Annotated in this window: 11 protein-coding genes; 7 read left to right on the forward strand and 4 right to left on the reverse strand. The window is 72.1% G+C overall.

Going from position 1 to position 15,595, the window contains the following annotated elements; genetic code table 11:
* The first annotated feature begins 85 nt into the window (after window positions 1-85).
* Entirely contained in the window at window positions 86-1,120 is a 1,035-nt protein-coding gene (locus F9C41_RS01295; RefSeq protein ID WP_230689192.1) for an endonuclease/exonuclease/phosphatase family protein, read from the forward strand.
* A 10-nt stretch (window positions 1,121-1,130) separates the two neighbouring features.
* On the opposite strand, the gene F9C41_RS01300 is transcribed toward F9C41_RS01295, so the two are convergent.
* Window positions 1,131-3,932, reverse strand: coding sequence for an AfsR/SARP family transcriptional regulator (locus F9C41_RS01300; protein ID WP_155384720.1), 2,802 nt, complete (start codon window positions 3,930-3,932; stop codon window positions 1,131-1,133).
* 196 nt (window positions 3,933-4,128) lie between these two features.
* Here F9C41_RS01300 and F9C41_RS01305 point away from each other — a divergent pair, with 196 nt between their 5' ends.
* Window positions 4,129-5,466 (forward strand): M23 family metallopeptidase, encoded by a 1,338-nt coding sequence (locus F9C41_RS01305; protein ID WP_230689193.1) that lies wholly within the window; start codon window positions 4,129-4,131, stop codon window positions 5,464-5,466.
* Window positions 5,467-5,550: 84 nt separating this feature from the next.
* Here the strand turns inward: F9C41_RS01305 and F9C41_RS01310 are convergent, their stop codons facing one another.
* Complete coding sequence (locus tag F9C41_RS01310; RefSeq protein WP_196279577.1) at window positions 5,551-6,381, reverse strand: hypothetical protein; 831 nt, start codon at window positions 6,379-6,381, stop codon at window positions 5,551-5,553.
* 144 nt (window positions 6,382-6,525) lie between these two features.
* On the opposite strand from F9C41_RS01310, the gene F9C41_RS01315 reads away from it, so the two are divergent.
* The 3 genes from F9C41_RS01315 (at window position 6,526) to F9C41_RS01325 (ending at window position 13,745) form a co-directional block, all read left to right on the forward strand.
* Entirely contained in the window at window positions 6,526-10,236 is a 3,711-nt protein-coding gene (locus F9C41_RS01315) for a family 78 glycoside hydrolase catalytic domain (protein WP_155384721.1), read from the forward strand.
* Window positions 10,237-10,448: 212 nt separating this feature from the next.
* The gene (trpD, locus tag F9C41_RS01320) at window positions 10,449-11,474 is read left to right on the forward strand and encodes an anthranilate phosphoribosyltransferase (protein WP_155384722.1); all 1,026 of its coding nucleotides are present in this window, start codon (window positions 10,449-10,451) and stop codon (window positions 11,472-11,474) included.
* A 78-nt stretch (window positions 11,475-11,552) separates the two neighbouring features.
* On the forward strand, window positions 11,553-13,745 hold the full coding sequence (locus F9C41_RS01325; RefSeq protein ID WP_155384723.1) for an MMPL family transporter: 2,193 nt from the start codon (window positions 11,553-11,555) through the stop codon (window positions 13,743-13,745).
* Window positions 13,746-13,812: 67 nt separating this feature from the next.
* Here F9C41_RS01325 and F9C41_RS01330 read toward each other — a convergent pair whose 3' ends face one another.
* Window positions 13,813-14,304 (reverse strand): GNAT family N-acetyltransferase, encoded by a 492-nt coding sequence (locus tag F9C41_RS01330; protein WP_196279578.1) that lies wholly within the window; start codon window positions 14,302-14,304, stop codon window positions 13,813-13,815.
* 108 nt (window positions 14,305-14,412) lie between these two features.
* Between F9C41_RS01330 and F9C41_RS01335 the strand changes: the two genes are divergently transcribed.
* Window positions 14,413-14,589, forward strand: a complete 177-nt coding sequence (locus tag F9C41_RS01335) for a hypothetical protein (RefSeq protein WP_155384724.1) — start codon at window positions 14,413-14,415, stop codon at window positions 14,587-14,589.
* A 202-nt stretch (window positions 14,590-14,791) separates the two neighbouring features.
* Here F9C41_RS01335 and F9C41_RS01340 read toward each other — a convergent pair whose 3' ends face one another.
* Window positions 14,792-15,109 (reverse strand): hypothetical protein, encoded by a 318-nt coding sequence (locus F9C41_RS01340; protein ID WP_155384725.1) that lies wholly within the window; start codon window positions 15,107-15,109, stop codon window positions 14,792-14,794.
* 176 nt (window positions 15,110-15,285) lie between these two features.
* Here F9C41_RS01340 and F9C41_RS01345 point away from each other — a divergent pair, with 176 nt between their 5' ends.
* On the forward strand, window positions 15,286-15,549 hold the full coding sequence (locus F9C41_RS01345) for a GlsB/YeaQ/YmgE family stress response membrane protein (protein WP_155384726.1): 264 nt from the start codon (window positions 15,286-15,288) through the stop codon (window positions 15,547-15,549).
* Window positions 15,550-15,595: the final 46 nt, after the last annotated feature.

The raw sequence follows: 15,595 nt of genomic DNA on the forward strand, positions 1-15,595 counted from the left end.
CGGCTGCGACGCGGTCCCTCGTGCCTGCCGCCGGTCGACCGCCGCGCGTATGATCACCGCGCAGGCAGCTCAGAGTGGGGGACCGTTGACCGACACCGCCGTCAGCGCCCCGCGGACTCCCGACCGGCATGGGGCGGGCGATCGCGTCAGCCGGCGCGGCCGTACGACCCGACTGGTCGCCCGCCTCGCCCTGGCCGCCGTGCTGGCCGTGCCGCTCACGCTGGTGATCGTGCGGCTGACCGGGCTGGACGCGGGAACCGTGTTCGCCGTGCCGATCGTGCTCTTCCCGTACTCGCTCGCGCTGAGCGTGCTCGGGCTCGGCGTCATGCTCGCCGTCGCCGGGCTGCGCTCGCGGTGGGCCGTGCTCGCCGTCGCGGTGCTCGCGGCTGCTCAGGTCGCGCTGCTGGCACCCCGGTTCATACCGGACGAGCGGCATGTTCCGGTGCAGGCGCCCGAGCTGCGGGTGGCCACCATCAACGCCAATGTCGGCGCGGCGGATCCAGCGGCCCTGGTGCGGCTGGTGCAGACCGAACGCCTCGACGTGCTCGCCGTGCAGCAGCTGCCGACCGCCGGAATCGCCGCGCTCACCGCCGCCGGCCTGGACACCCTGCTGCCCTACCACGAACTCCGCCCCGAGTACGACTCCTCGATCTACTCGCGGTTCCCGCTGACCCGCGGCGGACCACTACGCGCCGACACCGCCTGGCCGCAGACCACCGCGGACGTGACGGTCGGCGGACGCACCGTACGGCTGGTGGCCGTCCACACGTACTACCCGGTCGGTGACCCGGATCGCTGGACACGGGACATGCACGCGCTCGCCGAGGTCGCCCGGGACAGCAGCCCGGATACGGTCTTCCTGGGGGACTTCAACGCCACCCTCGACCACACGCCGATGCGCGATCTGCTGGCCGCGGGCCTCACCGACACCCACGCCGAACTCGGCAGCGGCTGGGCCCGCACCTGGCCCGTGGGCATGACGCTGCTGCCGCCACTGGTCCAGATAGACCACATCCTGCACGGCTCCGGCCTGGCGGGTGTCTCCGTCGGCGAGCGGACCGTGCCGGGCACCGACCACCGCGCGGTGGTCGCCGTGCTGGCGCTGTTACCGGCGAAGTAGCGCGGCCAGGTCAGGTGGCGACCACGCGGGCCAGCCGCCGCCTGGCCTCGTCGGCAGCCGGATCCCCGAGTTCGTGGTAGATGCGCACCGCCCGCCGCCACGCCTCGGCGGCCGCGGGCAGGTCCGCCATCGCCTCGCGTGCCTCGCCGAGCCGGGTGAGGGTCTCCGCCTCGTGGTAACGGTTCGTCGACTCGCGGAAGCGTTCGATGGACTGCTCGTAGCACTCCACCGCCGCGGCGAGGTCGCCGAGCCGCTGGTGGGCGAAGCCGAGGCTGTCGAGCGTCGCCGCCTGGCCCACCCGGTCGTCCATCTGCCCCTGCTCGTCGAGGGCTGCCGTGCAGTCGGCGACGGCCCGCCGGAAGTCGCCGTTGAGGGCGTGGAGGTATCCCTTGGTGTTCAGCGCGCGCGCGGTCGCATAACGGTTGCCGATCAGGCGGGACACCCGCAGCGCCTCGATGCTGTGCGTGAGCGCCTCCTTCAGGCGACCCCGCGCGGTGCAGTGCTCGGTGTAGTGCCGCAGGGTCAGCGCGAGACTGTCCAGATCTCCGAGCTGCTCGTAGAGCTTGAGCGCCCGCTGCACATGGTGTTCGGCGGCGTCGTGGTCGCCGAGCCGCATGAGCGCACGGGCGAGCATCCGGTCGGCGAGGGCCTGGGACGGCAGGTCGCCGATCCGCTCGGCAGCGTCGAGCGCGGCCTGCTGAGCCGCCAGCTGCTCCTGGAACAGGCCGCGGGGGGCCAGGTAGGCGGCCAGCGTCCAGGCGAGCCCGCAGGCGTACCGCTCGAAGCCGGTCTCCGCGGCCTGGCGCAGCACCCGCAGCAGGACCGGGTGCTCGGCGTTGAACCAGGCCACCGCGCCGGCCCGGTCGGCTGTCGGCACGTGCACGTTGGACGGCAGCGCGGGCACCGTGTCGACCGGTGTCCACGTCGGCTGGAGCAGCAGCGCGGCGGGATAGGCGCTGTGCAGGTAGTGGTCGTACATCCGGCCGACGGCGGCCTGCCGCAGCTCGGCCTGCTCGGACGCCAGCGCCAGCTCGGCCGCGTACGACCGGAGCAGGTCGTGCAGGGCGTAGCGCTCCGGCAGGTGCTCGGCCAGCAGATGCAGGCGGGTCAGCTCACGCAGCAGCGGCGCGACCGCGGACCGCGGGCGGCCGAGCAGCGCCGCGGCTGCGTCGCCGGTCAGGTCGGGGCCGGGATGCAGGCCGAGCAGGCGGAGCAGGCGAGCCGCGTCCGGGCTCAGAGCCCGGTGGGACCAGGAGAACACGCGCCGGACGTCACCGTCGGCCAGCGCACCGAGCCTGCCCTCAGCCGGGCGCAGCTGCGCCGCGACGGCTTCGAGCGGGAACGCGGGCCTGGCGGCCACCCGCGCGGCGACCATCGACAGGGCCAGCGGCAGGCGGCCCGTCGCGTCGATCATCTCGGCGGTCGCCGCCGGTTCGGCGGCGAGCCGGTCGGCCCCGAGCCGGCTGCGCAGCAGGTTCATCGACTCCGTGGCCGTGAGCACGTCCAGCGTCAACGGCCGGGCGCCCTCCGCCGCGACGAGGCTGCTGAGCTGGTCCCGGCTCGTGACGACGACGGCACACCGGCCCGCGCCGGGCAGCAGCGGGCGCACCTGGTCGGCGTCGCGCGCGTTGTCGAGCACGATGAGCATCCGGCGGGAGGCCAGCAGGCTCCGGTAGAGCCCGGTCCGGGCGTCGGTGCTGGTCGGGATGCGGCCGATCGGCACGCCGAGCGCCTCCAGGAAGGCGACCAGGGCGTCGGCCGGGGACACCACGTCGGCGTCGTCGTATCCGCGCAGATTCACGTACAGCTGGCCGTCGGGGAATCGGTCGACCACCCGGTGGGCCCAGTGCAGGGCGAGGGTGGTCTTGCCGACGCCGGCCATGCCGCTCACGGTGGTGATGTCCACTCCGGTCCGTTGATCGTCCGGGGCGTCCAGCACGGTGTCGAGCCGGGCCAGTTCGGCGTCGCGGCCGACGAAACCCGGCAGCGCGAGCGGCAGTTGCCGTGGCAGTCCCGCCGTCGCCCCGGTTGGTGGGCCGCCACCCGGGACGGGCCGCGGTCCGAGCCGTTGGTGCAGGACGTCGTCGTGCAGGCGGGTCAGCTCGGGCCCGGGGTCCATTCCGGTCTGCTCGGCCAGCACCTGCCGGGCCTGCCGGAACGCCGCCAGCGCACCGGCGACGTCACCGATGTGGTACAGGCTCGTCATGAGCTGGGCCCAGGCTCGCTGCCGCAGTGGATGGCGGTCGAGCAGGGTGCGCAGCCGCGGGATGACCACGGCCGGTTCCCCGAGCGCGAGCTGCGCCACGGCGTGGTCCTCCTCGGCCAGTAGCCGCCGCTCCTCCAGTTGCGCCACGCGCCCGGAGAGGAGCCTGGGCAGGGGCAGCCCGGCCAGTGCCGGGCCGCGCCACAGTCCGACCGCGGTGGCCAGCTCCGCCTGGGCGCCCGCCGGGTCGCCGTCGGCCAGGGCCGCCCGACCGCGTGCCGCCGCGGCGTCGAACCGGTCGAGGTCCCGCTCACCCGGCTCGACCCGCAGCAGGTAGCCGCCCGGGGTGGTGAGGATGCGGCGCTCGGCGGACTGCTGCCCGGTCAGCGCCTGCCGCAGCCCTCGCACGTAGGTGCGCACATTGGCGGCGGCCGACGCGGGCGGCTGGTCGCCCCACAGCATCGCCACCAGTTCGTCGGTGCTGACGGCCTCGGCCGGCCGCAGCAGCAGGGCCGCCAGGATCAGCTGCTGCTTCGTAGAGCCGAGCGTGACCGGCCGGCCGTTCCGGGACACCGTCAGCGGGCCGAGAAGGTCGAAGTGGACGGACATCCTCACCTCGCGTGCAGTGCGGCGGCCGCGGCCGACCGGTTGTACGGCGATGTGCACGGGTTGTAGGTCGGCCACCGTACCATCCGGCCACGCGTGATCCGTCGAGCCTGATCGATCTCCGCGTGGCGTTTGCGCGCCGTACACCCCCTGTTGCCGTCACGGCCGGAATGGCCGTGCCCCAACGAAAGGCACCCCCTTGTCCGGAAGACTTCTCCGCGCCCTCACCGGCGTGTGCGCCATGCTGCTGGCCGTACTGGCGGTCGGGGCCGGCCCGGCTCGTGCGGCCGGCCCGATGCCCTTCTTCCAGCTGCCGTTCCCGTGCGGCGAGACGTGGCGGCTGGCCACGTACGCGGGCCACGACGACTACGACATCGACATGACCTACACCGGCGGCGGCAGCAACGGCCGCATGATCCTCGCCGCGGCCGGGGGCACCATCAGCGCCGGGTGGAGCAGCGGCGGCGGCGGCAACTACGCCGTCATCGACCACGGCGGCGGCTGGCGTACCACCTACATGCACATGCTCCAGCCGGCCACGCACACATCCGGCTGGGTCGACGGCGGCACCCCGATCGGCTGGGTCGGTAACACCGGCAACTCGACCGGCCCGCACCTGCACTTCGAGGTGACCCGCGACGGTGGCAAGACCGAGGCGTACTTCAACGGCTCGGCCTCGGGGATCACCTCCGACGGCAGCGCGTCGACCGGCCCGATCTACGTCAACGGCCCGGTCTCCCCGGCCCGCAACGTCACCAGCTCCAACTGCAACGGCGGGCAGCAGGTGTACGAGGCCCACAGTGCGAACGGGTGGCGCATGCTGCCGGTGTCGGGCGGCTACGGTCCGGTGACGGCGACGGCGACGGCTGCCATCGCGGTCGGCAGCACTAAGATCATCTACAGCGTCAAGGGCGGCCAGATCTTCGAGGCGGCCAGCAACGCCGGCTGGAACAACCTGCACACCGGCATCAACGGCGCGCAGGGCACGGCGCTCGCGGCGCTGAACCTCAACGGCGAGAAGCTGATCTACAGCGTCGTCGGCGGCTACGTGCACGAGGCGAGCAGCAACAACGGCTGGCGCAACCTCAACACCGGCATCGCCGGCGTCAGCAACTCCTCGATCTCGGTGATCGCGTTGAACGGCGTGAAGTACATCTACAGCATCGTCGGCGGCTACGTGCACGAGGCGCACAGCGCGAACGGCTGGCGCAACCTCAACACCGGCGTGCCCGGCTCGGCCGTCGCCGCGATCACGGTCGGCACCACGAAGATCCTGTACGTGGTCAACGGCGGCTCGGTGTACGAGGCGGCCAGCAACGCCGGCTGGGCGAACGTGTGGACCGGCATCTCCGGTGTCTCCAGCGCCACCATCGCGGCGGCGAACCTCAACGGGGAGAAGCTGATCTACACCATGGCCGGCGGTTACGTGCACGAGGCCAGCAGCAACAACGGTTGGCGCAACCTCAACTCGGGCGTCACCGGCTCGCGCACCAGCGTGCTGGCCCTCAGCGGAGTCAAGTACCTCTACTCCAACTGATCCCGGGGCCGGAGCCGCTGGCCGAACCATGCCGGAAAGCGGCTCCGGCCCTGCTCGGCGTCCACATGCGGATGTGTGTGGACGTCAGCCGACCGGATCGGCAGGCGTGCCCGGCGGAACCGCTCTGAGCTCGGGTATCCGGGCGACCTGGTCGGGCTCCGCCAGGCTCGCGTCGACCGACAGCAGTGACAGCAGCCGGAGTGGCCGTCCGGTCTCGGCCGCGGCCTGCATCTTGTGGTGGCCGTCGAGGAGGAAGTGCGTCAGCGCCCAGTGGGCGGCGTGGTCTCCGGTGATGTCGCCGGCGGGTTCGCATACGTCGAGGATCGACACGGCGACCGCGGTCATTCCGCTCGGACCGGCCAGTTCGCGCGCATGGGCGGCGACGCGGTCGGGATCGTTCCAGGAAGGCGGCACCATGGGCACGACGAACTCGAACAGGTGCGTGCCGTCGTCGATCCTGGTGTCGAAGGTCCGGTAGTAGGGTGTGCGCGGGTTTTCCGGCAGTCCCCAGAAGCCGTTCAGGCCCCAGACGGCGACCTGTTCCTCGGCGAAGTAGTCGCCTGGCCGGCAGGGGTGGACGAGCCGGGGCTCGATCGTCAGTAGCAGCGGCAGGAAGTCGCCACGCGGCAGGAGATCGCCGAAGCGGGTCATCACCTCCTGGTCGATGTGCTGCAGGCCGTCGGTCAGGCGTTGTTCCAGGTCCGGGATCGAGCAGGTCTCGTTCGCGCCCTCCAGCCGTTCGAACAGGAACGCGCAGGTGCCGCACCAGAAGCTCAGCTCGAAGGCGGGCTTGTCGTGCAGCGACAGCACCCGGCGGCCCCGCCACGTCCCGGAGGTTTTCGGCTCCTCGCCGAAACGGATCCTCGGCTGGGACGCGGTGCCGAGTGACTGCGGCGGACCAGCGTAGATCAACACAGGTGCAGGCTATCCAACGGTGACCCATGTGTCAGGGACGTTACAGCGAGATATTGACAGCATTGATTGTGCACCCTAGTGTCTGGACACCGGCCGTGCAATGAAACGTTTTAATCACGCGATCCCCCTGTCATAGGAGTCGCCATGCACCGTCCCGATCCTGCCCGCAGCCCCCGCAGACGAGTGGCAGCCGTCCTCGCCGTCCTGCTCACCGCAACCGCCGTCCTGTCCGCCGTGCCCGCAGCCGCCGCCACCCCCGTCAGCGTCAGCGGCGCGCACTGGATCTGGTATCCCGAAGGCGATCCGCGCACCACCGCGCCGGTCGGCCACCGCTACTTCCGCAAGACCTTCACCGCGCCCACCGGGGCGGTCAGCGACGCGCAGCTCGTCGTCACCGGCGACGACACCGTCGACGTGTGGCTCAACGGCAAACCCCTCGCAGGGTCGGCCCGAGTCGTCGACGCCTGGAAGAACGCCGTCTACATCGACCTCGCGCCCGCGCTCGTCGCCGGGACCAACACCCTCGCCATCGCGGCGCATAACACCAGCTCCGGTCCGGCAGGCCTGCTGGGCCGGGTGTACGTCGCCACCGCCGGCGGCACCGTCGACCTGATCACCGACGGCGGCTGGAAGGCGTTCCAGAGCGTGCCGAACGGCTGGGAGCAGCCGGGCTTCGCCGACGGGTCCTGGCCAGTCGCCATGGACCTCGGCGCGTACGGCATCGCGCCGTGGAACAGCGCGGTGGTCGCTCCGGTCATCAGCGGGGCGTCGCCGTTCGCGGTGGGGGAGGCGACCGCCGAGCGGCGCGTCAACCCGCTGGGCGTCGACGCCGCCGCACCCAGGTTCGGCTGGAAGCTGACGTCGGGCACGGCGCAGCAGTTCCAGGCCGCATACCAGGTGATCGTGGCCAGTAGCAGCGCCAACGCGGGCAGCGGCACCGGTGACGTGTGGGACAGCGGCCGCGTGGTCGGCCGCCAGGCCGTCGACGTCGCCTACGCCGGTCCCGCGCTGACCTCGCTGCGCCGCTACTACTGGCGCGTGCGGGTCTGGGACACCCACGGCCGGGCGAGCGGCTGGAGCACCGTGCAGTTCTTCGAGACCGGCCTGCGCAACCCGGCGACCGAGTGGCAGGGCTCCTACATCGGCCAGCCCGCCGTCACCGACGGCCTGACCGGGGCGAGCTGGATCTGGTATCCGGAGGGCGACCCGATCGCCGGGCTGCCACCGATGAGCCGCTACTTCCGGCGCACCGTCGCGCTGTCGAGCGCACCGGCACAGGCGAGCCTGGTGGTGACCGGCGACGACACCGCCGACGTATGGGTCAACGGAGTGCAGGTCAGCAGTTCGCCGCGGGTCACCGACTCGTGGAAGCAGGCGACGGTCGTCGACCTGGCCGGTCGGCTGACCGCGGGCAACAACGTCATCGCGGTCGCCGCGCAGAACACCACCCAGTCGCCGACCGGTGTCATCGCGAAGCTCACCGTCGCGGGCGGCCCGACCGTCAGCACCGACGCGAGCTGGAAGGCGTCACAGACCGGGCCGTCGGGCTGGCAGCAGGTCGGCTTCAACGACAGCGGCTGGGCCGCCGCCCGCGCGCTCACCGCGTACGGCACCGGGCCGTGGGGTGCCAACGTGGTCGTGCGCCGCAGCGCACCGCTGCTGCGCAAGGGCTTCACGATCAGCAAGCCGGTCGCCTCGGCCCGGCTGCTGACCACCGCCCTCGGCCTGCACGAGACCAGGCTCAACGGCGCCAAGGTCGGCGCGGACGCGCTCGCGCCCGGGTGGACCGACTACAACAAGCGCCTGCAGTACAAGGTGTACGACGTCACCGGCCAGCTGCGGCAGGGCACCAACGCGCTCGGCGCGTGGCTGGGCAGCGGCTGGTACTCGGGCAGCCTCGGCATGGCCGGTTCGCAGCGCTACGGCACCCAGCCGTGGTACTCCGCCCAGCTGCACATCTCCTACACCGACGGCACCAACGGCGTGATCCGCACCGACAACACGTGGAAGGTCGCCACCGGCCCGATCCGGGCCGAGGACCTCTACAGCGGTGAGGAGTACGACGCCCGGCTGGCGGTCAACGGCTGGGACGGCCCGGACTTCAACGACAGCGCCTGGCCCACCGCCGCGGTGCGCACCGGCACCGCGCCGCGCCTGGTGTCGCAGGTGGACAACGGGGTGACCGTGCAGTCCGAGCTGCGGCCGATCTCGGTCAACCAGCCCAAGCCCGGCGTGTGGGTGTTCGACCTGGGGCAGAACTTCACCGGCTGGGACCGGCTGCGGGTCACCGGCCCGGCCGGCACCGTGGTCACCCTGCGCCACGCGGAGGTGCTGAACTCCGACGGCACCATCTACACCGACAACCTGCGGGCCGCTGGGCTGGCCACCGACCGGTACACCCTGGCGGGCACCGGCACGCAGGAGGTCTGGACGCCGCGGTTCACCGTGCACGGCTACCGCTACGTCGAGGTGACCGGGTTCCCGGGCACCCCGAACCTGGACACCGTCACCGGCCTGGCCGCGTGGACCTCGGCGAGCCAACCGGGCACGCTGACGACGTCCAACGCCCTGATCAACCAGCTGCAGCAGGCGATCGTGTGGGGGCAGCGCTCCAACATGCTGTCCATTCCGACCGACTGCCCGAACCGCGACGAGCGGCTCGGCTGGACCGGCGACATCGCCTCGTTCGCGGCCACGTCCACGTTCAACCTGGACATGCAGGCGTTCCTGGACAAGTTCGCCGACGACCTGGTCGACGCCCAGCACGCCGACGGCGCGTTCACCGACACCGCGCCCGACGCCTGCTGTGGCGCGGGCACGGCCGGCTGGGGCGACGCGGGCGTGATCGTCCCGTACATGCTGTGGCAGCGCTACGGCGACCTGCAGGTCGTCAACCAGCACTTCGACGCCATGGCGCGCTGGGTCGACTACCTGCGCAGCACGTCGGGCGCGGACCTGATCCGCAACACCGGCGGCTACGGCGACTGGCTCAACGTCAACGACGACACGGCCCGCGACCTCATCGCCACGGCGTTCTTCTCGTGGTCGGCGCGGCTGGTGTCGCGGATGGCCGCGGCCACCGGGCGCACCGCGCAGGCGAGCAGCTACGGCACGCTCGCCGACCAGGTGGCGACGGCGTTCACCAACCGGTGGGTCGCCGCCGACGGCACGGTCGCGGGCAACACCCAGACCGGGTACGTGCTGGCGCTGGCGTTCGGGCTGCTGCCCGCCAACCGGGTCGCCGGGGCGGTGAACAAGCTCGTCGCCGAGGTCGCCTCGGCGGGCGGGCACCTGACCGTCGGCTTCCTCGGGGTGGAGAACCTGCTGCCGGTGCTGGCCGACAACGGCCGGGCCGACATCGCGTACCAGATCCTGCTGCAGCCCGGCTATCCCGGCTGGGGCTACATGCTCAGCAGGGGCGCGACCACGATCTGGGAGCGCTGGGACGGCATCCAGACCAACGGCGCGTTCCAGACCCCGTCGATGAACTCCTTCAACCACTACGGCCTGGGCTCGGTCGGGGACTTCCTCTACCGGCAGGTCGGCGGCCTGTCCGCGGCGAGCCCGGGCTACCAGTCGCAGCTGGTCGCGCCGCGTCCCGGCGGCGGGCTGACCGCGGCCAGGTCGGCGATGCAGACGCCCTACGGGCAGGCGGTCAGCGACTGGTCGGTGTCCGGCGGGGTGCTGACGCTGCGGGTCACCGTCCCGGCGGGCACCTCGGCGACGGTACGGGTCCCGGCCGCCTCGGCCGCCGCGGTGACCGCACCGGCGCAGGCGGTGCCGTTCGGCTACGGCCAGGGCGCGGCGTCCTACCACCTGCCCTCGGGCAGCTACGTGTTCACGGCACCCGCGTGATCACGAATCGGTGAGCGAGCGGCCCGCCCCGACCGGGGCGGGCCGCTTCGTCGATACGTGCTACCGTTCCTGCATGATCTCGCGTCGACAGGGCTGGTGGCCCGCCTCCTAGGCGGTCATCTCCTGCACGCGTTCCCGCGGCCGCCTCCGGAAGAGGCGGCCGTCGTCGTTGACGTGCCTCGACCGGTCGGCCCGACCACCGAGGACGGACGATGACCACCTGGACCACGATTCTCACCACCCTGCTCGCCGGGGGCGACCTCACCGCCGCCGAGTCCGCGTGGGCGATGACACAGATCGTGCGGGGTGAGGCCACCCCGGTGCAGCTGGCCGCGTACCTGGTCGCCCTACGCGCCAAGGGCGAGACCGCCGTCGAGGTCGCCGGTGCGGCGGACGCGCTGCTGGCCCATGCCGTGCGCGTCACGCTCCCGGGCCCGGCCGTGGACATCGTCGGCACCGGCGGCGACGGCACCGGCGCGGTCAACATCTCCACCATGGCCGCGATCGTCGTCGCCGCCACCGGGCTCACCGTGGTCAAACACGGCGGGCGGGCCGCCTCGTCGACCTCGGCGGGCTCCGGCGACGTCATCGAACGCCTCGGCATCCCGCTGGACCTGCCGCCCGCGCAGGTCGCGAAGGTCGCCGAGCGGGCGGGCATCACCTACCTGTTCGCCCCGGCCTTCCACGCCGGGATGCGCCACGCCGGGCCCGTGCGTCGTGAACTCGGCGTGCCGACGATCTTCAACGTGCTCGCACCGCTCATCAATCCGGCGCGACCCGCGCACGCGCTGGTCGGGGTCGCCGACCCGCGGTTCGTGGCGGTGCTCGCCTACGTGCTGGCCGCCCGCGGGTGCCAGGCCCTGGTGGTGCGTGGGGACGACGGCCTGGACAAGCTGTCCACGAGCACCGTCTCCCAGGTCGTGGAGGTGCGCGACGGGCAGGTGCGGCACACGGTGCTCGACCCGGCGCGGTTCGGCATCGCCAGGTCTGCGCCCGGGGCGCTGCGCGGCGGTGACGCCGCCGCGAACGCCGCGGTCGTGCACGCGCTCGTCGACGGCGAGCACGGCCCGGTGCGCGACGCGGTGCTGCTCAACGCGGCGGCGGCCTGCGCGACGACGGACGGCGACGGCGACCTCGACGACCGGATCGCGGCCGCCATGGTCCGCTGCGCCGATGCGATCGACACCGGTGCCGCCGCGACGACCCTCCAACGCTGGATCGCCGCCTCCGTCAGCTGATCGCTGGAACGCGGGCCGCGCGAAGCGGGGGAGTAGGCGACACTGTTGCGGTCCAGCGGTGCCGTCGATGGGAGCAGCATGCCGACGAGTGTCATCGGACGGGTGGGACGCTGGTGCTTCCGGCACTGGGCGCTGGTGCTGCTGGCCTGGGCCTTGGCAGTCGGTGCCGGAGTCGTCTCGGTCGGTCCGCTGTTCAGCCGCCTGTCCGACAACAGGCTGCCCCAAGGGGTCGAGTCGGTCGTCGCCGCCGACGTGATCGCCGAGGGCGGCGACTCGGCGGGCACGGTCGTCGGTGTCGTGGACGGCATCGACCCGGCCGACCCCGCGGTCCGCGCCGCACTGCTCGCCGCCTCGCCCAGGCTGGCAGAGATCCCCGGCGTGAAATCGGTCGATCACCCCTACACGTCTCCCGTGGCCACCGCGCAACTGACCTCTTCGGACGGTCGCGCCGTCATCCTCTCCGTGACGCTGACGGCGTTGGACCGGCCCGGCCGCGACCGGGCTGCGACCGACATCGGGCAGGCCCTGCACGACCTGCGCGGCGACCTTCCACCGGGGGCGAGCGTCGAGGTGGGCGGCGCACCGGTGCTCAGCGTCCAGACCAGAACCGCGGTCAAGGAGGACCTGGCCCGGGCCGAATACGTCTCGCTGCCGTTGACCCTGCTCGTCCTCATCGTGATCTTCGGTGGCCTGGTGGCGGCGGGGCTGCCGGTGCTCACCGCGGTCGTGTCGGTGGCCGCCGCCATGGGCGTCATGCTCGGCTTCTCCTACTTCACCAGCGTCGACCAGGACGGCGTCACCGTGGTGAGCCTGCTCGGGCTCGGCCTCGCCGTCGACTACGGGCTGCTGCTCGTCGCGCGCTACCGCGAGGAACTGCTGGACGGCTGGCCGCCCGAGACGGCGATCGCCCGAGCCTGGGCGACCGCGGGCCGCGCCACCCTGTTCAGCGCCCTGACCGTGGCCGCCGCGCTCAGCGGCCTGCTCATGTTCGACCTGCCGACGCTCACCGCGCTGGGCGTCGCGGGCGTGTCGATCGCCGTGGTCGCCATGCTGGCGTCGCTGACCTTCTCCGCCGCCCTCATCGGGCTGCTGCGCCGGTGGATCAGACCGACCGCCCGCCAGCGCCGGGCCGCGGCCGCGGCCGCCGCGAGCGTCGACAGCGGGTTCTTCTACCGGCTCTCCCGGCTCGTCCAGCGCCGGCCCGTGCTGGTCGCCCTGGCCACGACAGCGGCGCTGCTCGCCGCGGGAGCTCCGCTGATCGATTCGGCGATGCGGCTGCCCAGCCTGGAAGGCGTGCCGCGCAGCATCGAAGCGGCGCGGGTCGCCGACACCCTCACCGAACGCTTCGCCCGCAGGCCTACCGCCGCCATCACCGTGGTCGCGCGGACCCAGCCGCAGGCCCTGCAGGAGTGGGCCCACCGCTGGGCGGGTGATCCGAACGTCGCCTCGATCCGGCCGGTGCAGCCGCTCGGCCCGGCCGGCGCGCCGACCGCGGCGTCAATCGGGTTCGACCTCCACGGCGATCCGCAGGGACCTGCCGCGCAGGACCTCGTGCAGGCTATGCGCGCCGACCGGCCGCCGGGCGGCCCGTCGTGGGTGACCGGCGACGCGGCCATGCTCGGCGACCTGATGGGCATCCTCGGCGACGGGCTGCCCTGGGCGGTCGGCGTGACGCTGCTGGCCATGGTGGCCCTGCTGTTCGCCATGACCGGGTCCTTGGTGGTGCCGGTGAAGGCGATCCTGGCCAACGTGGTCTCCCTCGGCGCGACCTTCGGCGTGCTCACCGCGGTCTTCGGCGAGGGTTTCGCCAGCGGCCTGCTCGACACGCTGACCGTCGGCGCGCTCAACCCCTTCGTCGTGGTGCTGGTCTTCGCGTTCGCCTTCGGCCTGTCCATGGACTACGAGGTCTTTCTCCTCGCGCGGATCAAGGAGTACATCGACGCCGAGGTCGACACCGACACCGCCGTACGCCGGGGACTGCAGCACACCGGGCAGGTCATCACCTCGGCCGCGCTGCTGATGGTCATCGTGTTCGGCTGCTTCGCCGCGGCGCGGATCGGCAACATCGAGCAGATCGGGCTGGGGCTGGCGGTGGCCGTGTTCATCGACGCGACCGTGGTGCGCTGCCTTCTCGTGCCGGCCACGATGACCCTGCTCGGCCGCTGGAACTGGTGGGCCCCGCGCTGGCTGTCACGCCTGCACAGCCGCGTCGGACTGCGGGAGCACAGGCTGCCCGCGCCGGAACCGGGAGCCTGCCTGCCGGCGACCTGACGGGGTTCGCGGATCGACGGACTCAGCTCGATGAAGGCGCCACCCGGCTTGCGGGCGGCGCCTTCGTTCACGCCGGCAGACGGCCGGCGGGTGTCCAGGGCAGCGCGAGGCGCATGATGACCTCACCGTCCGGGTCCGACTCGCCGGTCGGGACGAACCCGAGCCGTTCGTAGAACCCCGCCGGGCCGCCGTCCTCGGGTACGTAGCTGGTCAGCAGCTCGGTCGCGCCTTCAGCCACCACGAGTTCCGCGATCTGCCGTACGACCTCGAAGCCGTAGCCGCGGCCCTGGTGCCGCTCGTCGACAAGCAGCTTCCACAGAAACCACGGCCCGTGGATCTCGGGTGGCTGCGGCTCGACATTCCAGCTCAGCATCACGAACCCGACCGGCTCGCCATCCGCGTAGACCGCGCGGTACCAGGGCTTGGCGTGCGGGTACTCGGCAGCTTCCCGCAGCGAGCCCCGCACCGATGAGACGAAGCGCTCCTGCCCGGGTGCGACCTGCAGCTCAAGGACCGAGTCACGGTTGCCGTCAGTGATCTCGCGCAGCACCACGACCATGCGGCGACCCTAACAGCCGCGTTGAAAAACCAGCTCAGCGTGAGTGGACGCACGCCGCCACAGCGGCGGTCGAAGCCCTCGCGATCTTGCGGCCGTAAACTGCTCGATATGGACGACCTGACTCTGGACCGGCTGATCGCGCACACCCTCGTCGAGGACTACGACTGGGACGAGGAGCAGGCCGAGGAGGCGGTGGCCGCGTGGCGGGACAGCGGGTCGGACGGCGGCTGGGATGCTGCTGCCCTTGCGGAGAGCATCCACCGGGCATCGGAAGATGACGAGTGAGCCGGAGCAGTCGGTAAAGACGCGTTCTCAAAGGCCGGGCGTGACGCCGGTGCGCGCATGATCGTGTGCCGCTGCCCGGAGCAGGTCGAGGAAGCCGACCAGGTGCGGTGCGACGGTGCTGACCTGCGAATCGCGGTGGACGCCGCCGAGCACCTGACCGAATGAAAACCGGCAGACGGCGGCACCGGTGGGGGACAGGATGTCAGTCGCCGACGCGGCTCCAGAATCCGAACCGTACGCCGTGACGGTCCAGCAGGCGGCGGAAATCGACCCGGGCCTCGGCCTGGAACAACGTCTCCAGCAGCGCCAGCGGGTCGTCGCCGTCCGCCCCGCCGAGCGCCGCGACCAGCGCAGGGATGTCGGCAGGCGCGATGGTGAAGGCCCACTCGTGCTCGAAGAAGTCGGCACCCCGGCTCAGGCTCTGCCCTTCGACGGTCAGCCGGCCGTCGTCGTGGAGGGTGGCCCACTCCGCTCGCCAGCTGCTCGGCGTGCGCACATCGGTCAGGGTCTGCTTGCGCATCGGTTCCGCCTCCTCAGCCCAGGGAGCGCCATGTCGCACCTACTGGCGGCCGAGTGTAGTGATCATCCGCAAGTGTCAGGTCGTTGCTGGATTCCGGCAGAACATCGCAAAACAGTACGAGACACTTGAATACCGGTGTTCAGCCTGGCCGCCTGCCGACGCGAAGGGTGCTCGACGTGCTGATTCTTGCGATTCTGGTATGGGGTTTCCTGGTCGGCTGGCTGGCCTGGTTGATCGTTCGCGGCGGCAGATTCCGTGACGTGCGCTGGCCGCAGGCCGTCGCCGCCGGGCTCATCGGTTCGTTCGTCGGGGGGCTCGGGATCAGCCTGCTCAGCGGCGACGGCCTGGCGCTGCGCCCGTCCGGCCTGATCGGGTCGGTGATCGGAGCCGTCGTGGTGCTGCTGATCTGGGGCGCGGTACAGCGCAAGCACGAGCGCTGAGCCGAGCACGTGCCGCCGGCGGGCCGGTGAGCTTCCCGCCGACGGC

Origin of the sequence: Catellatospora paridis, assembly GCF_009720365.1 — a bacterium.
In the GTDB taxonomy this organism is placed as follows: domain Bacteria; phylum Actinomycetota; class Actinomycetes; order Mycobacteriales; family Micromonosporaceae; genus Catellatospora; species Catellatospora paridis.